Origin of the sequence: Pantoea sp. Mb-10, assembly GCF_021272205.1 — a bacterium.
Taxonomy (GTDB): Bacteria; Pseudomonadota; Gammaproteobacteria; order Enterobacterales; family Enterobacteriaceae; genus Pantoea.
This window is the reverse complement of the sequence record NZ_JAJSDX010000002.1, coordinates 412,503-435,308: the sequence shown is the minus strand read 5'-3', so window position 1 is coordinate 435,308 and position 22,806 is coordinate 412,503. Positions and strand designations below refer to the sequence as shown.

16 protein-coding genes are annotated in these 22,806 nt (G+C 55.1%); 2 read left to right on the top strand and 14 right to left on the bottom strand.

Annotated elements, in window-relative coordinates; all coding sequences use genetic code 11:
• Positions 1-117 precede the first annotated feature (117 nt).
• From LU196_RS05265 to udk, 14 genes are all read right to left on the bottom strand, one after another.
• Positions 118-1,458, bottom strand: a complete 1,341-nt coding sequence (locus tag LU196_RS05265; RefSeq protein ID WP_232759606.1) for an MOP flippase family protein — start codon at positions 1,456-1,458, stop codon at positions 118-120.
• Complete coding sequence (locus LU196_RS05260; protein ID WP_232759605.1) at positions 1,455-2,678, bottom strand: glycosyltransferase; 1,224 nt, start codon at positions 2,676-2,678, stop codon at positions 1,455-1,457. Before LU196_RS05260 ends, LU196_RS05265 begins: the two co-directional genes overlap by 4 nt.
• A 3-nt stretch (positions 2,679-2,681) precedes the next feature.
• Entirely contained in the window at positions 2,682-3,944 is a 1,263-nt protein-coding gene (gene wcaK / locus LU196_RS05255) for a colanic acid biosynthesis pyruvyl transferase WcaK (RefSeq protein WP_232759604.1), read from the bottom strand.
• A gap of 177 nt (positions 3,945-4,121) precedes the next feature.
• Positions 4,122-6,332, bottom strand: a complete 2,211-nt coding sequence (locus LU196_RS05250) for a phage tailspike protein (RefSeq protein WP_232759603.1) — start codon at positions 6,330-6,332, stop codon at positions 4,122-4,124.
• Positions 6,333-6,407: 75 nt separating this feature from the next.
• Entirely contained in the window at positions 6,408-7,442 is a 1,035-nt protein-coding gene (locus LU196_RS05245; RefSeq protein WP_232759602.1) for a glycosyltransferase, read from the bottom strand.
• 108 nt (positions 7,443-7,550) lie between these two features.
• Complete coding sequence (locus tag LU196_RS05240; RefSeq protein ID WP_232759601.1) at positions 7,551-8,303, bottom strand: glycosyltransferase family 2 protein; 753 nt, start codon at positions 8,301-8,303, stop codon at positions 7,551-7,553.
• A 70-nt stretch (positions 8,304-8,373) separates the two neighbouring features.
• Positions 8,374-9,291: a glycosyltransferase family 2 protein gene (locus LU196_RS05235; RefSeq protein ID WP_232759600.1), complete on the bottom strand. Its 918-nt coding sequence runs from the start codon at positions 9,289-9,291 to the stop codon at positions 8,374-8,376.
• Between the two features lie 237 nt (positions 9,292-9,528).
• On the bottom strand, positions 9,529-11,709 hold the full coding sequence (gene wzc / locus LU196_RS05230; RefSeq protein WP_232759599.1) for a tyrosine-protein kinase Wzc: 2,181 nt from the start codon (positions 11,707-11,709) through the stop codon (positions 9,529-9,531).
• 12 nt (positions 11,710-11,721) lie between these two features.
• On the bottom strand, positions 11,722-12,156 hold the full coding sequence (locus LU196_RS05225; RefSeq protein WP_232759598.1) for a protein tyrosine phosphatase: 435 nt from the start codon (positions 12,154-12,156) through the stop codon (positions 11,722-11,724).
• A gap of 14 nt (positions 12,157-12,170) precedes the next feature.
• A complete protein-coding gene (locus tag LU196_RS05220) occupies positions 12,171-13,295 on the bottom strand; it encodes a polysaccharide export protein (RefSeq protein WP_232759597.1) in 1,125 nt (374 codons plus the stop codon).
• A gap of 298 nt (positions 13,296-13,593) precedes the next feature.
• Positions 13,594-15,027: an undecaprenyl-phosphate galactose phosphotransferase WbaP gene (gene wbaP, locus LU196_RS05215; protein ID WP_232759596.1), complete on the bottom strand. Its 1,434-nt coding sequence runs from the start codon at positions 15,025-15,027 to the stop codon at positions 13,594-13,596.
• A gap of 928 nt (positions 15,028-15,955) precedes the next feature.
• Positions 15,956-17,758: an outer membrane assembly protein AsmA gene (gene asmA, locus LU196_RS05210; RefSeq protein ID WP_232759595.1), complete on the bottom strand. Its 1,803-nt coding sequence runs from the start codon at positions 17,756-17,758 to the stop codon at positions 15,956-15,958.
• Between the two features lie 93 nt (positions 17,759-17,851).
• Positions 17,852-18,433 carry a dCTP deaminase gene (dcd, locus tag LU196_RS05205; protein WP_232759594.1) on the bottom strand — a complete coding sequence of 194 codons (582 nt, stop codon included), beginning with the start codon at positions 18,431-18,433 and terminating at the stop codon, positions 17,852-17,854.
• A 119-nt stretch (positions 18,434-18,552) separates the two neighbouring features.
• Complete coding sequence (udk, locus tag LU196_RS05200; protein ID WP_232759593.1) at positions 18,553-19,191, bottom strand: uridine kinase; 639 nt, start codon at positions 19,189-19,191, stop codon at positions 18,553-18,555.
• 230 nt (positions 19,192-19,421) lie between these two features.
• Here udk and LU196_RS05195 point away from each other — a divergent pair, with 230 nt between their 5' ends.
• Positions 19,422-20,036, top strand: coding sequence for a phosphatase PAP2 family protein (locus tag LU196_RS05195; protein ID WP_232759592.1), 615 nt, complete (start codon positions 19,422-19,424; stop codon positions 20,034-20,036).
• Positions 20,037-20,189: 153 nt separating this feature from the next.
• The gene (locus tag LU196_RS05190) at positions 20,190-22,754 is read left to right on the top strand and encodes a diguanylate cyclase (RefSeq protein WP_232759591.1); all 2,565 of its coding nucleotides are present in this window, start codon (positions 20,190-20,192) and stop codon (positions 22,752-22,754) included.
• The last annotated feature ends 52 nt before the right edge of the window (positions 22,755-22,806 follow it).

Genomic DNA, 22,806 nt, shown 5'->3' with positions numbered 1-22,806 from the left:
ACTGGACCAGCGGGACTGAGTCCACTTTTTTTTAGAAAAGAGGCAGGGAATAAGGTTGTTGTGATGGGATTCCGGCAGGGAAAAGCAAAAGCGGCCCGCAGGCCGCTTAGGAAGGCATTACAACCAGCCGGCAAACCACTCCGGCATGATAAACAGATTAAAGTGATTCACCAGCAGCATCAGCCCGACAAACACCACGGACACCGAAACCCACTGACGCGCGTAAGGCATGAAGCGGATGCCGATCACCGGCTTAATGAAGAACGGATGCGCAAAGGCGGAAATCAGCACCTGGGAAATCGACAGCGTCAGCGCCACGTAGAGGACATTCGGCCAGATGAAGGTGGTGGCGAGCACCACAATCACCACCAGGCTGGCCACCACGTTCCAGTAAAACTCCACATTAGTGCGCCCGTTGGCCTGCGAGATGGCACCGGTGAGCCCGCCCATCGGGCGCAGCATGCCAAACAGCAGCATCAGCGGAATCAGGTGATAAACCTGCTCATGCGAGGCACCGTACAGCACACGCACAATCACCGGAGACAGAATACCGATAGCCAAATACATTGCGCTACTGAACAGCATGATAAGCAGCGTGCCCTTCAGGAACAGCTTTTGCAGCTGCTCAGGGTTATGCTGCTGTTCCGCAAAGCGCGGCAGCGCCAGGCGATTGATCACGGGTGAGACCAGCTTCAGCGGCTGCAAGATCAACTCTTTGGCCAGCGAGTACACGCCCAGCATCTCGGCGCCCATCACTTTGCCCACAATCAGCGCATCCGCTTGGGTGCGGAGCTGGTTTATCGTCTGCGAACCAAGCTGATAAATACCGTAACGTACCGCGCTAGCGAAGGTTTTTCCATCAAATTCCCACGTTGGCCGCCAGGACTTTTCGCCGAAATAGATCATGCAGAGAATGCGCGTGAACGCGTTGATAAACAGGCCGAGAATCGCGGCTGCCACCGTTAACGAGGTGAAATAGAGCATCAGCACGGTACACGCAAACGCAAACAGCTTGGTTGCCATCTCAATTTTGGCCAGCAGCACCATACGCTTGGTTTTAATAAAGTGCGCTTGATACTGCGAAAGATGCCCCAGCACCAAAAAGTTCAGGCTGGTCAGCATGATCAGCCCGGTCAGCTCCGGCAGATGATAAAACCACGCCACCGGCCAGGCGATCGCCAGCATAATGACGCCCGTACACAGGCTGAGCGACACGTTAACCCAGTAGATAGTACTTTGCTCACGGCGGTTAATGTCCTGACGGTGGACGATATAGCTGCTCATCCCCATATCCTGCAGCACGGTTGCCACCGCCAGAATGGCGTTGATAATCGCCAGCAAGCCCAACTCATGCGCTTCCAGCTTGCGTGCCAGCACGCTGAGTTGCAGCACCTGCAGCAGCGCCGCAAAGCAGGTACTGCCAAACAGCCAGACCGCCTGTTTTTTTAATCCACTCACACCATGCGCTCCAAAACGTTAGCCAGGTCACCGTAAGCAATGTGCTGATTAAATTCGGTTTCCACTTTTTCGCGCGCCGCGGCCACCACCGGTGCGACGTCAACTTCCCCGCGCGACAGGCGCAGCAGCGTCTCTGCCAACGCCTCGGGGTCGTTCTCCGACACCAGCCAGCCGCTGACGTTGTTTTGAATCAGCTCCGGAATCCCGCTGTGGTAGGTGGATACCACTGGCAGCCCCACGGCCATCGCTTCCATCAGCGCCACCGGAATGCCTTCCATATCGCCATCGGCGGCGGTTTTCGATGGCAGCAAAAAGATATCCGCCTCATTCAACGCCTGACGAATCTCCTCCTGCGGCTTGAAGCCCGGCATCGACACGCAAGATTCCAGTCCGGCGCGCGCAATGTGCTCACGCATCATGCCGTCCTGCTCGCCATTACCGATAATGGTAAATTGGAATTCACCACCTTTGTCGCGCAGGATTTCACTGGCTTTTACCGCCACATCCAACCCTTTCTTTTCTGTCAAACGCGCCACAGAGACAATACGCAGCGGCTGATGGAAGGCCTTGCGAGGCGTAAAGTTAAACTTCTCCGGTTCAATGCCCATGCGCGTCACGTGCACCTTCTCACGCGGACAGCCCATCTCGATCAGTTTGTTTTCCCACAAATGGCTGATCGGCAACATCAATTCGCTCTGCTTAAACAGATTGAGGTAATCGAGTTTATGTTCTTCCAAAATGTGGCGGCGCGAAATATCCGCGCCGTGGAACACGGTGGCCTGCTTCCCTTTCAACACCCCAAGTTCGCGCAGTTTATTCGCTAACGCCCCCGCATAACCGAAGTGCACCAGAAAGACGTCTGCGGTGAAGGTCTGTTTGGCGTTCGCGACAATCGCCGGCAGCAGCAGCTTTTTCGCCTGCGCGCCGTAGCGTCCGACGTTGAGCGACTTTAGCAGCGAGCGCTTGCCGATTTTCGGCAGCATCAACCCGATACGCTGCGTGAGCTTATCGAGATTCGATACTTTCTCTTCCGGCAGCAGGTAATGGGTGCGGGCCGCCAAATCATACTCATCGAATGCCGCGTGGCGATTGATCATATCGCCAGGAAAAACCGAAATGATCTCCACCTCATAGCCAGCGTCAATAAAGTGCGTTACCTGATTGAGCACAAACGTCTCGGAGGCAACGGGAAAACGCATGGTGAAAAAGGTTAGCTTCATGACTTACCCCAGCACGTTGAGAATTTCTGCCGTAATGCGGTTACCAATCTCACGCTCCTGCGCTACCGCAGTGTCCACTTTGTGCTTCACGCTGTCGTAATCGGCCAGCACGGTGTGCACTTTGTCGATCAGCGAGCCGTCCATCAGGCTTTTCACGTCGGTCGCCATTTGCGGCAGGCCAAGCTGCTTCATCACGCCCAGCGACTTATGCTCATAGTTGATCGCCACGGCTGGGGTGCCGAAGTTCATTGAGATAATCGCGGAGTGCAAACGCGTCCCGATGGTGAGATGACATTCACTCAGCAGAATGCCCAATTCCAGATCGTTGAACTCATCCATAATCACGTGATAGTGCTCAGGCTGTTCAACGTGGTCGCGCAGCGTCAGTGCCACCATGCGATCGTCTTTCGCGTAGCTGTCGATGCCGGTACAGGTTGAAAACGCCACCACCTGATAGCCCTCGGCAATCATGGCGTTGATCACGCGACCAAACGCCGCTTCGTACTCTTTTTGCGTCACGCCCAGGCGCTTGTCGAACGGCGCCAGCTCACGCACGGTGATGGCGATGGTTTTGCGCGCACGAATAATGTTTTGCCAGTGCAGCAGGTTGTGGCTGGGGTTCTCTACGCTGCGCGCTTTCACCAAAAATGCGGTGTCTACGCCTTTTTTCACGCGGGAGGTGGTGACGCCATCCTGCTTGAGGCGGTCAAGACTCACCTCTTCGCGCAGCACCAGGCTGTCTACGCGATCGAACACAAAGTTTGCCAGCGCGTTGACGCGCGGGTTTTCAAACGGTCCTACCGAGTGACCAATCATGTGGAGCGGTTTCTTTGCCATCAGCGCACACAGCGCATGATCAAACTGGGTCACGCCGTAGAGATCCACGAAGAACGAACCGCCGACCTGAATAATGGCGTCATACTGCGCCAGGCTTTGGGTAAAGGCGGCCAGATGCGGTGGCACCGAAAACGATTTGTACAGCCCCCCTTTGCCCAAATGCGCCATCATGATGTCGGGCATGAGCCGGTTAGCGACTTTGCGCTTAAAGCTGCCTACCAGGCCTTTGCCTGATTTGCTGTTGTGCAGGAACAGCGAATCCTGCTGGATATGCTGTTGCAGTAAATAACCGGAGCTGGTTGGATAGCGGCTGATGACATCGATATCCAAATCCTCTCGTGCAGACTGCAGGGAATCAATCAGTCCACGTAAAATCGCGCCATCCCCACGATTTCCACAGGTATGGTTACCCACCAATAAAATCTTCATAAAAACTCCAGATAAATTTTTGTAATTTTTACAACTGTGCCATTTCCTGAACCGGCAAAATGAACGCTGTTAAAACGTCGCGGGACGTAAATGCCCCAAAAAGTGTGTGACTGACAGACAGGGCACCGATGCCTGTGCCCTGTCTCCGGCACGTAGTGTGCAACGCGCCGTCGAGCTTTATCCTTTCAGGGCAAAATAGGGCAAAGCAACCTGCTCACCATTGATCACCACCGAAACAAATCCTTTCGGTTCGCGCGTATCCACCTGATTAGCGTTCAGCGGACGCGACGCCAGCAGCAGATCGCCCTGCTCATTGCCGCCGACGCCCGCTTTACCGTTGTGTAAGCTGAAACGCTGCGGTGCCTGCTGGCTGCCGCTGTCAGGGCTGCCCTTTTCCATCACGGCATCGACGCGGGCGCAACGCCCGGCCAAAAAGCGATCTTTGGCGGTGCTCTTGATCAGCACCGCGGTAGTTGGCGTCCATCCCGCTAACTTCACGAACACTTTGGTGTCCGTTTCGCTGCGCGGATCGAAGCGCACGTCCACCACCGGCGAACTGCCCTCTGCCGACCAACTCACCTCTGCATTTTTAGTTTTGCGCTGCAGGTGGATTACCGCCCGTCCGCCGGTATTTTTACCGTGGATAAGATCCATCAGCGGCTTGTCGTCGCTGCCGTTATTGAACTGCGACTGACCAAATACTTCGATTTCCCAGCTATCGCCCACGGTCGGTGAGTAAAAGTTGCCCAACTCAAACCAGGTTTCCTGGTTGGTGTTATTGGTCAGCCGGTAGCGCGAGGTGATGTAGTTGTATTTCAGGCTGCCGTCGATCGCCACGCCATACGATTCCACGCGCGTGGAGCCCATCTCCCAGATGTTGAGCCAGCGTTCACCCTGTAGCGAATTATCGATCCAACTGCCGCTTTGCAGGTTGGTTTGACGCATGTTCAGCCGCGAGTTATGGGCAATCAGCGGATTTTTGCAATCTTCCAGGCTCAGTGCGTCGATGATCCACTGCCCGTTAGAGATATCGCCTGGAAACTCGCTGTGCTCAATCCAGCCGTTATGGATAATCGACTGGCTGCAGCGCGGCAGGTTCAGCACTTTGCCACCTTTACAGTGTTGCGCATTGAAGTTGGATAGCTCGATAGCGGTGCTGTGATCCCATACCCCCACTTTTTGCCCGGACCATGTCGCTTTAATCACATCCCCGGTACAGCTGTCGGCATACCACTGGTCAATTTTACAATCCAGCGTGTCAACCAGATGCAAGCTGACGCCACCTACGTGGTTGAAGCGCAGACAGGCACCGCGGAAGAACTGGCCACCCGGGCAGGTGTTGTGGAACAACCCCTGTTTATTCGGATGCTTGTCGTTGTTGCCGTTGAAGTTCAGGTTCGACAGCTCGGTCCAGCGCGCGTTGACTTGAAACAGGAACTCAGACTGGCCGTCAGACACCAGCGTGGTGGCCGGGAAGTAGCCAAAGTTGACCATCGCGCCGGAGATGCGGAAAAAGCGCTGCTGCTGGTCGCCAAAATCACAGGCCGACACAAAGAACGTACCGGCAGGGAACTGCACGCAAATCGGCTGGTTAGCGTCCTGCGACCACTGGTACATGGCTTTGATGGCCGGCGCCGCGTCGGTTTTGCCGTCGGCAATGGCACCGAAGTCAAACAGCGTCAGGCGGTTAAAGTCATCCACCACGCGGCGCCAGGTGAACCCCTCTCCGGCGAAATTCACCCCGCCGTCATCTTTGCCTGCGCCGTAGCTGCCCACAAACTCGCCGCCGCCCACTTCCAGGCCTTCGTGCCAGCTTTTCAGTTTGATTTTGGCACCGGCAAACAGCGGCCGCGTTTTGCGCAGCTCGGCCACCGACGGGATTTCACCGATCAGCTGGTAGCCGTTGGGCTGCGCGAGGCGCTGGCTAAAGTTACTGGCATTCGGGCGCGAAACGTCGTCAATGGAGAAGAGCGTGTTGCCGTCATTGTCCTGCACCACCATGGAGTGGGCAGGATCGGCGATCAGTGCCGCGTTGTCATGAATGAACTGCGCGAAATTGCCCTTGTTAAGCGCAATCGGCTGACCGATCTGCGAGACCTTGCCGCTGGCGTCGCGCAGGTACACCGGGATTTGGTTGCCAGACTGGCTGGCGTCGCTGCCCGCTTTACCGATCCACAGTTTGCCCTCGAAGTTCTGCCAGAACTGGGGCGGCATGGTATAGACGTTTTCCGGCGTTAAAATCGGCACGTCGCCTTTCGGCACGCTAGCGGGATCAACCGCTTTCAGCACAGGCTGGCCGTTTTTCGCGGCATAGCTGGAAAACGCACTCGCAGAGAGTGCGGCGACAATGGAGGAGGCTGCGGTCTGCAAGACTTCTCTTCTTTTCATGCGTTACATCCCGTGGTCATTATTGGGGCCGCAGAGCGGCCGAAAAGTTATCCCCGGAGGCACGAGAATCGGCACTCACACCAATGCCAACCAGCTTTGTTTGATCTGATTACCGTCAAACTTCAGCGCCGTTTCTTTGGTCTTATCACTCATGGCAAACAGCAGACTATCGTCGCTCGCCAGCTGGTCCATTCGCGCCAGGAACGTCGCTTTGTCGTTCATGGGCACCAGGAAACCATCTTCCCCGTGATTAATGATCTCCTGCGGGCCGGTTGGGCAGTCGTAGGCGACCACCGGCAGCGACCAGGATTTGGCTTCCAGCAGCACCAGCGGCAACCCCTCATAGCGCGAGGTCATCAGCGCCATGTCGCTGTCGCGGTAGTAATCGTTGATATTGCTGACCTTCCCGACAAACTTCACGCTCTGCGTGATGCCCAGCGCCGCAGCCTGATCGTGCAGCTGCTGCCGCTGCTCACCGTCACCGGCGATCGCCAGCGTCCACTCGGGATGGGTTTTGCTGAAGTCGGCCCAGATATCTAACAGCAGATCAAAACCTTTCTGGTGGTCAAGGCGTCCTACCGCCAGCGCCTGACGGCTGCGCGTCTGGCGTTCAAAGCCTTTATAAACAATCGGATTCGGGATCTGCTTGCTGGGAATGTGCCAACGGCTAAAGACCTGATGATCTTTATCGGTTAGCACAATGACGCGATCGTAGTAGCGCAGCATTAACCACTTCAGCAGCTTAATTGGCTTGCTGAAGGAGTTAATGGCAATGTGCTCGCAGGCGTAGGCTTTAAAGCGCTTTTTCTTCATGGCCAGCAGATTCCAAAACGCAAACATCACGCTCAATCGGCCCATGCTGATCAGAAAAACGGTATCAAAGCCCGCGTCATGAATACGCGTTACAGCCTGTTTTATGGGGTTGCTTTGCCCTTCAAAGCTGACAATCTCTTTGACATGCTTAAAGGGATAAAACGTTTTGCCGTGGCCTTCTAATGAATAAATGGTGACGTCATGCTCCTCGCCCAGACACTCCGACATAAAGTTGCAGATGTTCTCTGTGCCCGCATAGGAGTAGGCATCTTTAATCACCAAAACAATTTTTTTCATTTGACGCTTTCTACCTCAGTAAGGCTTAACGCACACCCGCTTCCTACCCGCGCTCGTCATGCATAGCGAACGCCATCCGGCACGCTTTCGGGAAGGGAATGTCAGGTATCAGCGATGTTTCAAGGTAAAGAGAACACCGTTGAGCATATACCAGCCGTAATAGTAATAGATTTTTAAAGGATTGTTTTTATAGATAATTCTTAATAATTCGAGGTGCCATTTAGCGGCTTTGTTCTTATTGCGCGACAGGGAATCGCCCAGCTCGTAATAATTAACCAGCGTTTTCTGGATCACCCGAGCCTGCTTGTAGCGTAAGAACAGTTCATAGAGGAACAGGAAATCTTCATGACCCTTGCGTTCAAAGAAGATGCCCTGAGGAGGACGGCGGAAACAGACCGAGGAGAAGCAGACGCGATACTGCTTCTTCACGAAATTTTCCTGCTGTAGGTAGGGTTTACTGTAGAGAATATCGTGATCGGCCTTTTGGGTTTTGTAGTGATAGTGCGTGATCACAAAGTTGTCGCCGGCGGCGATGGCGGCAGCCTGCTCAGCAAGCTTTTCCGGCAGCCATTCGTCATCGCTGTCCAGAAACGCAATAATCTCTTCTTTGGCTGCACGAAGCCCCTGGTTGCGCGTCTCTGCGGCGCCCATGTTGACCTCGTTGCTCAGAATGGTGATGCGCGGATCGGTGCAGTGCTCGCGCACCCAAGCCAGTGAGTCATCGGTCGACTTATCGTTAACCAAATAGAGATGCCAGTCGGAATACGTTTGGTTGATGATCGACTCAACCGCGCGCAGCACGGTCTGACGCGCGTTATACATCGGCATCACAATACCGATGGTGCCAACATGATTTGTCATGGGGATACCCGAAGTGTCAGGAACCTAAAAATTGCCCCCAAAGCGGGAGCCAGTAAATGTGTCATCACGTTTATGATGCCGTGCGCCCGCCGCCAAAGCGGGATTTCACTTTGTCGATCAGCCGATTGAGAAAGTAAGCACGGTTGTCGCGGTTCGTCAGGAAGAAGTAGCGCGCAAAGCTCATGCTGGCCTGCAGCGATTTTCCGTCCATTTTGTAACGCAACGGCAGCTTGAACGCTTTGTACGTATGGATATCGCGCGTGGTGAGATGCGGTTTCATGGTATCCAGCCAGAAGAACGAATATTTCACCGATTCGCCCTTGTGCTTAGAACCAAACTTGGTCACCAGATGGTAGGTCGCCAGCGGCTTGTCGATCATGACAAACGCATAACCCATGCGATCGGCGCGAATACAGAAATCGTAATCCTGATGGCGGATGTAGCGGGTATCGAACTTGATTTTTTCGGCATCTTCGCGCTTCAGCACGATGGTGCTGGTCTGAATAAAGCCATAACAACCAAAAAGATATTCCGCCACCGTCTCATTTTTACCCGGAGGCTGCATCGGCATCACTTTCAGGAACGCACCGTCCTGATGAATGTTCACCTGGCTGAAGATCAGGTAGCGCGACTTGCCCTGCGCTTCAAGCGCGGTGATGGTGCGCTGCACTTCCAGCAGCTTGTCAGGATGCCACTCGTCATCGGCGTCGAGAAAGCTGATGAAATCGCCTTCTGCCAGCTCGATGCCTTTGTTGCGCGCGCCTGCGCCGTTGAGTTTGACCTCAGACAGCTCCAGCTTGATGTCCAGCTCCTGGTAACGCTCGCCGCGCACCACCTGCGCCAGTTCGGCAGCATCAGCCGATTTGTCATCCACAATGATGACTTCAAAATTGCGATACGACTGCGCTTTCACGCAATCCAGCGTTGTGACAATTGACTTCGACGCGTTGTACGCGGGAATGACAATTGAGAAGCGGATGTCCTGCATTGCCAGCACCTCTTATAAAGCTGTTCCAGACTTAACGGTAGCGCGGATAGCAAGGTGAAAGAAATCGGCTTTGTTCTGAAAAATCATGCCGTTAATCCTCTTACCCGTGCGAGCCACGTTAGCCACCACGGAATGACCTAAGATTGTGCTGTGTGTATTGATAACGCAAAATTCCCCCGCTTTTCGTCGGCGCCGGGGAAGAAAAAGGGGCGGAAAATCCGCCCCAAATGGTCGTGCTTAGCTTTTGGTCTCTTTGCCGTATTCGTAGTTGTAATAGTCGTAACCATACCCGTAGGCATTCGACGCTTTGCGTACCACGGCGTTGAGGATAACCCCTTTGATTTCAATACCGTTCTGCTCGAAGCGCTTGTAGCTCACATCCAGCTCTTTCGCAGTATTGGTTTCGAAACGTGCGACCATCAGCGAGGTGCCGGCCAGCTTACCGATAATGGACGCGTCGGTGACGGCCAGGATCGGTGGCGTATCGATGAGCACCAGATCGTAATTCTGACTGGCCCACTCCAGCAGCTCCTGCATACGGCGATGCATCAGCAGCTCAGACGGGTTAGGTGGCACCTGTCCACGCGGCAGGAAGTCAAAGCCGTACACGCCTTTCTGAATCAGCGCTGGCGTGAACTCGGTTTTGCCGGACAGCACGTTCGAGAGACCCACTTTGTTGTCCGCACCCAGCAGCTCATGGGTATAGCCACGACGCATATCGCCGTCGATAAACAGCACACGCTGACCTGCTTTTGACACCAGCGTCGCCAGGTTGGCACAGATAAAGGTTTTACCAATACCCGGGCTGGCACCGGTGATCATCAGGATGTTGTTTTTCGCTTCCATCATGGCGAAGTGCAGGCTGGTGCGCAGGCTACGGATCGCTTCAATAGAGAGATCGGTCGGATTACCCAGCGCCAGCAGCGTGTTGTGCGGATCGCTTTTCTCTTTGTGATGGCCGCGGCGCGCCAGCGCTTCGCTGTCTTTCTTACGCTGCCATTCAGAAAGCGGTACGCTCGCATACACGTTCATGCCCAGCTCTTCCAGCTGCTCTGGGTTTTCAATGCCGTGATGGAACAGCGCTTTCAGTAACACCAGCCCCACGGAGAGCAGCAGGCCAAGAATCAGGCTGGCAGCAATGATCAGCGGCTTCTTCGGCGCAACCGGGCTACCGGCCGTTTCGGCACGGTCAATGATACGCACATCGCCCACGGTGCTGGCCTTGCTAATGCTCAGCTCCTGCTGACGATTCAGCAGCTGCATGTAGATTTCCTGACCGGACTGCACATCACGCGTCAGACGCAGAATTTCCTGCTGCGTTTGCGGCATGCCAGCAATCTTTTTGTTCAGCTCAGCCTGTTCCGACTCCAGCGTTTTGCGTTTTTCCAGCAGCGCACGGTAGGTGGGGTGATCTTTGGTGAACAGCTGTGACACTTCTGCTTCGCGGAACGTCAGCTCATTCAGCTGACTCTGCACGCTGACAGAAGAATCCAGGGCCGATTTCGCCTCCAGCGACATATCCACCGACTCGTTCTGACGACGATAGGTATTCAGCTTGTCTTCGGCTTCATCCAGATTCGCGCGAACTTGCGGCAGCTGATTGCGCAGGAACTGCAGACTCTTCTCAGCCTGTTCTGACTTGCGCTCAACGTTCTGCAGCAGATAGTTGTTCACGATCTGGTTTAGCACGCGGCTGGCTTGCTCGGGATCTTCATTGACGTACTCCAGACCCAGCACGCCGGTGGTTTTGCCTTTGTCCGCCACGGTGAGTGCGCCCAGCACGTTTTTGATCGCCTGCAGCTCGTTCAGCTTGGTGACGCTGAAGCTGGTACCTTTATCGGCCTCAATGCCGCTTACCAGCATGGTAACGTCGCCGTGCTGCTCCAGCTGGCCAACACGCCCTTTGAACAGCTCATCGCCGTCTTTGCTCACGGTGTAGGTCTGTGGGCCGGTGACTTCCAGCTCAACGGTGCGCTTATCAATAGAACGGGGAATTTCCAGGCGGGAAATGGCGATCTGTGCGGGCTTGTTGCCCATCAGGCGCGAAAGTCCTTTGCCAATGACCGGGAAATAATTTTGCTGCACCACGGTATCCAGACCCAGGTCATCTACCGTTTTTCCCAGCACCATGCGGGATTCAACAATCTGAATCTCCGTGTCCGACGCAGGCGTGGAAGGCAGTACATCCTGCAGCTCATTCAGTACCGAGGCGGTATTTTTTTGCTCGACCTGAACCATAGCGTCAGCGCTGTAGATGGGCGTTGCAAACAGTGTGTAGAGCGTTCCCACCAGCATAAAGAAGGCGGTGACGGCAACAATGATCCAGCGGTGATCAATAAGCTGTCCCACAAGATGCGCCAGATCCCATCCATTCGAATCTTCCTTTGGCGCGGTCATAACCTTGTTTTTGATATTCATGGATATTCCCAACTATCGGCTTAATACGTTGACCCACTTCTGGGTAGCGTTTTCCAGTAACCCGTAGACCTCTTCAAAGGCCTCGCGGCTTTTTTTATACGGATCCGCAATTTCCTGCTGCCCAAGCCAGTGGCCAAGCAGCATCGTTTTGCCGCGAGCGGCTGGGTCGATTCTATTTACCTGCTCAATGTGGCGCTTTTCCATCACCAGAATCAGATCGTATTCACGGCACAAATTGGCCGTTAACTGCTGTGCCTGATGGCCCGCCAATGACAGGCCGCGTTCAGCGGCTACGTCACTGGCGGTCTGGTCCGCCGCATGGCCCTGCAAGGCACTGAGCCCCGCGGACGCCACGCGAATATCAGGTAGCGCGCGTTTGAACAGCCGCTCCCCGGTAGGAGAGCGGCAAATGTTGCCGACGCAGACAACTAACACGGACTTGATCATGCTAAACCTTGCTTCTACCAGTTATGGATACGCTGTGCCGCTGAGGTTGCGTTATCGATACCGACGATGGTTGGCAGCAGCCCAGAAATCACACGGTTCCAACGCGTGATCGGCGTGGAGGTCACGTACACGATATCGTACGGCTCAAGCTGGAATTCCGTTCCCATCACCATGGAAGCGGCATCTTTGGTGTTCAGCTGGTAGACGTTGGCAATCTTGGTGCGATTCGTGCCGCGAATGGTACGAATAACGAAGACCCCGGTGGCATCGGAGGTGGTTTGGTCCATACCCTGCGCGTTGCCCAAGGCTTCCGCCAGCGTCATACCGCTGCGATCCATTTTCAGCGTCGCCTGCTGCTTCACTTCGCCCATCACAAACACTTTCAGGTCGTCGTTACGCGGCACGAATAAGATATCGCCAGGATAGAGCAGATGGTTCTGGCTCAGGTCGCCGTTTTGCATCAGCGCCTGCAGTGAAATACGCTGCTCGCGCCCGTTGTGCGTCAGCACCACGTTGCGCCAATCGGCATCGGCAGCAAGGCCACCGGCGGCGTTGATGGCATCCAGCACCGTGAGCGGCACGTTGGTGATCGCCTGCTGGCCTGAATTGGTGACGGAACCCGTCACGTAGGTTTTCTGCGAGCGGAACGCGGCAATGTTCACGTCCACCTGCGGGCTTTCGATGTACTGCGCCAGACGGCGCGCGATTTCGGCGCGAATCTCACCGACGGTACGGCCCGCCACGCGCACTTTACCGATATAGGGATAGAAAATGGTGCCGTCTGCCTGTACCCAGTTACCGGTGTCGCTGGCGCTGCGGTACTGACCAGCAGGCGTGGTCAACTCCGGGTGATCCCACACGGTGACGTTCAGCACATCGCCAATGCCCACGCGGTACTCATAGCTTTGAATCTCCGTTTGCAGCGCGGGGTTAGCCTGCGCCACATTCTGACGCGGACGCATCTGCTCAACCAAGCGCGGCGTGAGCGGAAAGACGTTTACGTACTTGTCGATGTCGAAGTTACTGTCCTGTTGCTCAACGACATCTTTTCCACTGGTGGAAAGGTGCGAACCCGGTTCGATGGTGCACCCGGAGAGAAAAGTTGCGGATACCAGTAAAGGTATCAATTTAGTTTTCATTATCATCTGATTCTTCGCTATCAGTTAATGATCGATCAAGGCGAAAACGCCGCTGTGTAGCGTCTATGTAAAAGTAAACGTGACGAATTAACGACTAAAACTTAAGGCCATTTTCCTTTGCTCCCGTGGTTTTGCGTCGTCACCGTGCCTGAGACGACATGCGCTAAAGTAGGGTATTGACCTTGCGGAAAAATAGCCCGCTTTATTATGGCTCGGTAATGGCCGTTGTCAGATAAAAGCACGTTAAATATTGGCGGTGCAGGATGGGGAAGCATACTTTTGTTCCCCTGCCCTGCGGTCAGTAGGCACCGTCGCGTTTCAGCACGACGCCAACCGTCTTAAACAGAATCGCAATGTCATTCCACAGCGACCAGTTTTTGACATACCAAGAGTCGAAATAGACGCGAGTTTCATAGTCCACGTCATTACGACCGCTTACCTGCCACAATCCCGTCATGCCTGGCTTCGCCATCAGGTAATAGTCGACATCACCGGCATAACGACAGAGTTCATCTTCAATAACCGGGCGCGGGCCAACAAGGCTCATATCGCCACGCACAACGTTCCACAGCTGCGGCAGCTCATCCAGACTGGTTTTGCGGATAAAGTGGCCAACTTTGGTGATACGCGGGTCATTTTTCAGTTTGAAATCTTTATCCCATTCGGCGCGCGCAACCGGGTCAGTGCGCAGCACTTCTTCCAGCACCTCTTTGGAGTTGATCACCATAGAGCGGAATTTCAGGCATTTGAATTTGCGGCCGTTCATGCCCACGCGTTCGTGACCGTAAATGGGTGGACCACCGTCACGGCCAACCATAAAGCCGAGCACCAGCAGCGCGGGCGACAGCGCGATAATAATGCTGAGCGCACCCACGATATCGAACGTGCGCTTCAGGAAACGCGAGGTGCGTTTCGCCAGGTTGTTGTTGACGCGCAGGATCATCACTTCATGGCTGAAAATGTAGGCCATGTCGGTACCGTACAGCGGCACACCGCGTAGCGTAGGAATCACGGACACTGAGCGGCAGTTGTGTTTGGCCAGCGTCTTCAGCCAGTTATCACGGTGCTGACTCTGTTCAAACTCCACCGCGACAATAAATTGGGTTTCGGTGTTCGTGAGCTGCCACACTTCTTCTTCGCTGCGCAGTACCGGCACGCCGGCAATGCTTGCCTGTGGGCAGCTGCCGTCGACATCAAAGAAGGCGATCACGTCAAATCCCATCACCTCTTCGCTTTGCAGTGCCTGCCAGGCTTCCTGCGCATTGTGGTTGCTGCCGATGATGATGGTCTGCTTTTTCCACATGCCATAGTGATTCAGTACGCGTTTAGACAGGGCACGCGCGACAGGAATTAACACCAGCGCCAGCAGCCACGTCAGGACCCAGACAAAACGGGAAATTTGCCACTGCGACAGCGCAGAAATGGACAAATCAATCACGGAGAAAATCAGAACGGTGCGGAAAATCTCTTTAAGTTCGAACCAAAAAGGTTTGCGGTAAGTGTAATGACGCAAACGCACCCAGAACCAACCCGTGCAAATTATGGATAAGCAGATGTGCGTGGCGATTTTTAAATTCAGATCTTTTTCAGAGATATCTGCCAGCGGAGAATGTGTGAACGAATTAATGAGCGCCAGAGCAATAAACAACGCTGCGTTGAAACAAATTAAATCCGAGCACGCCAGTAAAATTTTTGTCAGAAGACTTTTATATGTAAATTCGTTATCGCGCATATTTAACTCTTTTATTTTAATTCCGTAATCCCTGATGCCTCGCTGCTGCGTAATAAATCAGCAAAACGTTAACTGCAATTCAGGAGGCAATCTGCGGCTTCCACGTTGGCTCTATGCTAATTCCTACTCAAGTTAAGCAAGGTAATTGTCTTTAATACCAACAGATTACTCTGACTTATCGTGCCCGCTACTGAAACAATTCCGCAGATGAAAACGTCATTTCAGGCACGCTACCGCCCTTAGCTGTCGCTGCCAATATCGCGTTGAAACCCTGTTTTTTTGAACAAAGATTGTGCATTAGCTGTGCACGATCACAATTCACGACATTAAGCAGCCAATACAGCGCGCGATAACCCACATTCACGCAGACATTTTCTAACCCGTTGCTATACTAGTTATTACTGGCCTGTTTACAAGTAGGCCTCGTGTCCCCTGCTCTATTTTAGGAAAAAGACTACCAGTCATAAGTATTGCTGCCATCCCCCTCATACCCATCCGCCGCAAAATTCAGATTAATTCGATACTCACTGCATAATGCACGCATCAAAGGCGACGTCGCACCGCAAGATTAAATTAATAGCATTAACCTGAGATATATCTGATTTAGCTATCGGAAAAACGTATGAGCCGCCCATTTACCCGAGAAATAAAAGCGTAATGTTGTTGCGGCAGCGGGCACGGCAGCTCGAGGGCTATTTTTACCCTGTAACCTGATTAATTTTCATCAGAATGCGCTTATTTCTGGAATTGATTACCACGGTGAAGCGAGGAAGGGCTCAGGCTGCGTGCTGGCAGGCAGCGCTGACCGGCGTGGCGGCAAGGGAGACACGGGCATGTAGGATAGCGGGTAATAGAGAAAGGGAGTGATGGTATCGCGCTTAACGCGTCACCCGGCGCGCCTTGCGGCCACGCCGGGCAGGCGAGATCGCTAGTGCGCGGGTTTCGCGGCTTGCTGTCGGTCTAGCCACTCATTCAATCGCGCTTTCGCTTTGTCCTGCACCTGTTGGCGCACGACCTCATCCACCGGTAAAGCGTATTGCAGATCGTCCCAGCGGCCGTAGACGCGCAGCGGGATCGACTGTTTGTTTAAGATGTCAGCCAGCTGGTCATCGCCTTTCCAGCCGCGCAGCATCATGTTGATAGTGACATCAAGCAGCTGATTGACCACGTCCACGTTGCCCTGCGTTTGCACCGCCATCCGGCTATTGCCGCCGTGCAAATCGGGCAGTTGCACCTTGCCCTGCTGCAGCGCGATATGCCCGCTTAGCTGCTCAATGCTCTGGCTGTCGGGCTGGTCATTGCTGACGCGACTACTTAGCCGCGTCACCGCACGGCGCACCATTTGCTGTAGATCCAGCTGGCTTAACTGCAAATTATCCGCTTCCAGATCGGCGCTGCCCTGCCAGAAGCGCTTGGCCTCCGCCACGCTGAGTCCATTGCCCTGCAGATCCCCTTTCAGAGAAACGCTGCCCTGCAGCGCAGCGGGCAGCTCAAAGGCTTTAAGCAGCGGCGCCAGCGCGATGTTGTCTAACTCAGGCTGAAACGCCACTTTGGTGACAGGCTGGCGAATATCTACGGTGCCAGGAATGGAAAAGTGGCCGGGCCCCACATTGCCCTGGAGTGCATTAAGGGCAATCAGGCCCTGCTGATTTTGTAAATCCACGCGTAGATTGGTTAGCGCAAGGCCACGCCACGTGGCGCTGTCGGCGTCAAGCCGCAGCGTCAGGTCAAGGTCAGCCAGCGGCGAGTCGGCGTTGTCGCGCGTAAGCGGTTCGGCAATCACCGGCGGCCGCATCACGCTGGCGTGTTGCGTCACGCTGCTATCAGTGCTCGCCGCACCCGCGATCAGGGAATCAATATTCAAGGTACTCGCCTTCAGCGCCAGTGTAAGCTGCTGCGGCAGTGCCAGGCGACCTTGCGCGCTGCCCTGCAGGGCACTGTCGTTGGCGCTGAGCTGTACATTTTGCAGAGAGAATTGTTGGTTGTCGCCGTCCCATTCGCCCTGCCCGCTTAACGTTCCTTTGATGCCTTGCGGCGGTAAATTCACGCCGTCGAGGGTATAGTTGAACTCGTCAATTTGACCGCTAAGCCGATGGGGATATTGCGCGACATTCATGACGCCATTGAGGCGGACGCTAAGGTTGCGCTGGTTGCGTGAGACGCGAGTCGCCAGGTCAAGCCGGGCATTTTGACGCTCATCCTGACTCATCGCCAGGTTGAGATCGCGGAAATTGTATTCGGCGCCTCCGCGCTGCCGCCAAATCAGCAGGCTGTCAGCCAGGCGCAGTTTGCCGATGGTAAACGACCATCCATCGCTGTTATCGCCAGACGGCTCATTGTCGCCCGGCCCGACGGGTGCGCCTTGTGGCCGCTGCGCATCACTGTCAGGCGTGGCGCGGATCACGGCATTCTTTAGCATGACCTGACTGACGCTGAGCCGATGGGACAGCAGCGGCCATAAATGGACATCGAGGCGCATATTGTCTGCTGTGACCACCGGCTGGGTGGCACCCGGTGCGGTGAGGCTCATACGTCCAGCCAGAATGCTAAGCTGGGGCCACACGTGCCAGCGCAAATCGCCGTTGATCTCAAGCTGATAACCGCTGCGCTGCGCGACCTGTTTGACCATATAGTTACGAAAGTCGTTGGGATTAACCAGCAGCACCAGCGCCGTCATGCCCGCCACGACCACCACTAACAGGATGGCCAGCGTGGTTATCACTCTTCTCATTGCATCCTCAAAGTCTTATTGGCCGTTCTGCAGCATCCTACGCATAAGGCAGAAACGGCGGCGTGTTATCCCGCCGCCTGCGGCACGCACCGGTTAATCTTTATCAATGCGGCTGGCGTCTGCGCCCTGCTGACCGCGATACTTGGCGTCTTCACGGCGATTATAAGGACGCGCGGCCGGGCCTGATAGCGGCTCAAAGCTCAGCGCGCCAATCAACATGCCAGGACGCAATGCCAGCGGCAGTTTACCGGAATTATAGAACTCCAGTACGATACGGCCCTGCCAGCCGGGATCGATGCGGTGTGCGGTCACGTGCACCATCAATCCCAAACGCGCCAGTGACGAACGCCCGTCAAGCCAGCCCACTAGATCGTCAGGTATGGTCACGGATTCTAGCGTCACTGCCAGCGCCAGCTCCCCGGGATGCAGGAAAAAGGCTTCGCCCTCGGGCAGCACGATTTCGTCGCTCATAACGCGGTCCAGCGCAGCACTGACTTCGTGCTTCGGGCCGCTCAAATCTATATACGCGGCGGTGTGTCCGCTGAACGTGCGAAACTGGTTGCCCAAACGCACATCAACCGTGGCGCCGTTGATGCGCTCTACGGGTGGACGAGGCGAAATAGCTAACTTACCGCTGTCCAGCCAGGCCTCAATGTCGCGATCGCATAATCTCATCGCTGATACTCCCTAAATTAGTGTAGCGAAAGGCTGGGCAAACGTGACGTCCCTGCGTCACGTCCCGCCGCACGGGTTGATCTGTGGCAACCTTTTCGCCCGCCACAGACCGATCAGCCTTAAAGGTACTGGTTAATTTTGGCCTTGAGGATATCAATGGCAATGCGATTTTTACCCCCGCGCGGCACAATAATATCGGCGTATTGTTTAGACGGCTCAATGAACTGTAGGAACATTGGACGGACGGTTTTCTGGTACTGACTCATCACCGAGTCCATGGAGCGACCGCGCTCGTTGACGTCACGCTTCATGCGGCGCATCAGACAGATGTCCAAAGGCGTATCGACAAAGATAGAGAAGTTGAGTTCCTGCCGCAGGCGCGCATCCGTTAACAGTAAGATCCCTTCAAGGATGATGACTTTTTTTGGCTTCAGATGGATGCACTGTGTCGTGCGGGTGTGTTCAACGTAGCTGTAAACTGGCAGTTCAATGTCTTCGCCGGCTTTAAGTGCGCGAAGATGCTGCAAGAGCAAATCGTGATCCATGGCGCTGGGGTGGTCATAGTTCGTTTTTACCCTCTCTTCCATGGTGAGGTGGCTTTGGTCTTTATAGTAGGCATCTTCGGGAATGACCCCAATATGCTCGTCACCGACCTGGTCACGGATTTCACGATAGAGCGTGCTGGCGATAAGACTTTTTCCGGATGCAGATGCGCCTGCAATGCCAACGATCACGCACTGATGGGACTTGTCAGTCATACTTTTTTGGGACCTGATAACTGGAGCACATTACCGCCAAAGCAGCAACGAGCCGAATGAGAGGGTTTGTTGGCGGCAATTATAGGTATTTCATCAGTGCGTTGCCAGAGAAATGGGGCGGCGGCTTTTCAGATTATCCCCTTTATGCAGCCAGACGGTTAATGGATACACTGTTCCCCTGCCCGCCTTGTCCCCAACGCGGACGGACTCGAATACTTTTAAGGAAAAATATGAGTTGGAAAACCCTGACCTATTTTGGGGACAGCATGTTGCTGCTTCCCACCGCAGTGATTATTGCGTTGGTGCTGCCCTGGAAAAGTGACAATCGCCGCAGCGTTTGGTACTGGCTGCTGGCGTTTGGCCTTGCGGGATTATTGGTGAGCACGTCAAAAATTCTGTTTCTTGGCTTTGGCATTGGTAGCGCTCGCTTTAACTTCACCGGATTCAGCGGCCACAGCGCGATGTCCGCGACGCTGTGGCCCGTGATGATGTGGCTGGTCTCCGGTCGGTTTTCCGCTGTCTGGCGCACCGTCACCATTGGCATGGGTTATCTCATTCCGCTGCTGGTCGGTCTGTCGCGCCTGGTGATTCACGCGCACTCGCTGAGTGAAGTGCTGGCTGGACTTGCGCTGGGCTTTACCCTCAGCAGCGCGTTCCTGGTTACGCAGCGCCACACCGCATTGAAAGGCTTTAGTCTGGGCCAGATTAGCCTGGCGCTGCTGCTGCCGCTGCTGCTGCTGACCCACGGACGCGTAGCCACCACGCAACAATTCCTTGAGCGCTTTTCCGCCAATCTCGCCGGGCTGGAAAAACCCTTTACCCGTGCCGATCTCTACCGGCGTTAACCGCGCGCCGTCAGCCCCTACTGTAAGGCAATCCCTTGAATACCGACTAAAAAACGATTAATGCGCAGAGATTTTAAGCAGATGTGCTAGCATGAAAAAAACATCTCTGGCGCATTTTTTGTCGGAAGCGAATGCGCGCTGCTGGATTCGTGCATGACACTTGAGCTCTCGCCTTCGCCGGACAGGCCACATCCTATTACGCGCCACGCGGTGTCGCTGGCCTTGTTGGCCTTTGTGCTGACGCTGTTCTGCCTGGAACTGATTGTTGTCAGCGGGCATATTTCCCCTTTGTGGTACTCGACGGCGCTGATGACGGTTGTGGTATTTCGTGCACCCGTAAGGCAATTGCCGCTGCTGTTGGCCTGCTGCGTGCTGGGTACTGCCTTCGCCAATATGCTGGTGATTGGCCCCTCGTTAAGTAACATTAAATTCTCGCTGCTGAATATGCTGCAGGCGCTGCTGGGCGGGGTGCTGCTGCGCGCCCTGCTAAATCGCCGTCATCAGCTGGATTCGCTATTAGACTGGGTCCGCTTCGTGGCGTGCGCGGGCCTGATCGCCCCGCTGTTGGGGGGGTTGGCGGCCGTTTGGATGTTGAACGTCGGCCACCAAGCCTCATGGGCTTTCTTTTCCACATGGGTTATTGCGGAAATTGTCGGTGCCCTGGCGTTGGGTCCGGTACTGTTGCTGTGGCCAAACGGCCCGCTGCGCAAGGCGATCGCGCCTGAACATCAGCTTGAAACGCTGCTCATGCTCGCCGCCACGCTGCTCGCCAGCTATCTCTCACTGCGCTTTCTGCCGTGGCCCTTTACCTTTATTGTCATGATTCTGTTTTGCAGCGCCGTGCGGCTGCAAAAGTTCGAAGCCTTTCTGCTGTTTTTCCTGAATGCGACCTTTATCTCGCTGCTGCTGGCGCTGGGCTGGGTTGATCTCGCGCCCAACGCGCGTGCCGCGGGCCATGTTGGCATGTGGTTGCCCTTTTTGCTGGTGCTGCTGCCGAGCCACGTGATGGCCATGGTGATGGACGCGTTCCGCCGCGAGAAACACAACATCAGCGAGAGCGAAACCCGCTTTCGCCACGCGATGGAGTATTCCGCCATCGGCATGGCGCTGGTGTCGCCTCAGGGCAGCTGGCTGCAAGCAAATCAGTCTCTGTGCCAGACGCTGGGCTTCCGAGAAGAAGAATTAAAGAAGCTCACCTTCCAACAGATCACCCATCCCGATGACCTTAACAGCGATCTTCAGCAAGTGGCGCGCTTAATCGCGGGCGTCATTCAGACCTACACCATGGAGAAACGCTATTTTCGCAAAGACGGCGAGATCGTTTGGGCGCGGTTAACGGTCTCGCTGGTGCGCGACGCCGCCCTTGAGCCGCTCTACTTCATCGCGCAGATTGTCGATATCTCCGAACTCAAGCAGAGTGAACAGATCAATCGCCGCCTGATGGAGCGCATCACGCTGGCCAATGAAGCGGGCGGCATCGGCGTTTGGGAATGGAACAGACTCTCCGGCGATATGCTGTGGGACAAGCGCACCTATGCGCTGTTTGGACTGGGTGTGGATCAGCTGCCTACCTACGAGCTTTGGCTCAGTTTGATTGAGCCTACCGAGCGCGAGGGCGTAATGTGGACCGTGCAGCAAGCCATTGAGCATCGTACCGCCTTCCACCTTGAATACCGCATCAACCTGGCGAATGAGGTGCGTTATATTCGCACGGAGGCCAACCGCATTTTGAGTCAGGACGGTCAGATTGAACGTATGCTGGGCATCTGCCGGGATATTACGCCGCTGCGCCTGCTCAACGATGCGCTGTTTCAGGAAAAAGAGCGCATGGCGATCACACTGGCCTCCATCGGCGAAGCGGTGATCAGCACCGACGATGAAATGCGCGTCACCTTTATGAATCCGGTCGCGGAAACCCTCAGCGGCTGGCCTCAGGCGCGGGCGGCGGGCGTGCCGCTGGCTGAACTGCTGCATATTACGCGCGGTGCCACCGGTGCGCGCGTAGCAAATCTCCTGCTATGCCAATTGCCTGGTGAAAAAACCACGCCGGATCTCGAAGAGGAGCTGGTACTGCATACGCCAGAAGGCAGTCAGGTTGAGATTCATTACAGTATCACGCCGTTAAAAACCCTCGAGGGCGTCAGCATCGGCGCGGTCATGGTTATTCAGGACGTGAGCGAATCACGCAGAATGATGAAGCGCCTGAGCTACAGCGCCTCGCACGACATGCTGACGCGCCTGCAGAATCGCCACAGTTTTGAACAGCAGCTCAAACGGTTGGTCAGCGACGCTGCCGCGCATGACGCCCGCCACGTGCTGGTGTTTATCGATCTGGATAAATTCAAAGCGGTCAACGACACCGCCGGGCATGCCGCCGGCGATCAGCTGCTGCGCGAATTGGCGAAGCTGATGCAAACCCTGCTGCGCGAAAGCGATGTATTGGCGCGCCTGGGCGGCGATGAGTTTGGCGTGCTGCTGCCCCACTGCAAGGTGGAACAGGGGCGCGAGGTGGTGCAGCGCATGGTGAGCGCTATCGGCAGCTATACCTTTCTCTGGCAGGGCCAGCCGTTTCACGTTGGCGCGAGCGCCGGTCTTACGCAGATAGATGCCAACAACTGCACCAGCAGCGCGGTGATGTCGCAGGCCGATGTGGCGTGCTACAGCGCCAAACATAGCGGGCGCGGCCAGTACCGCGTTTATCAGGACGTCATGCCCTAATCTTATACGCCTGCCCATTGCCAGCTTGGGCAGGCTGCGCTAAAGTCGCCCC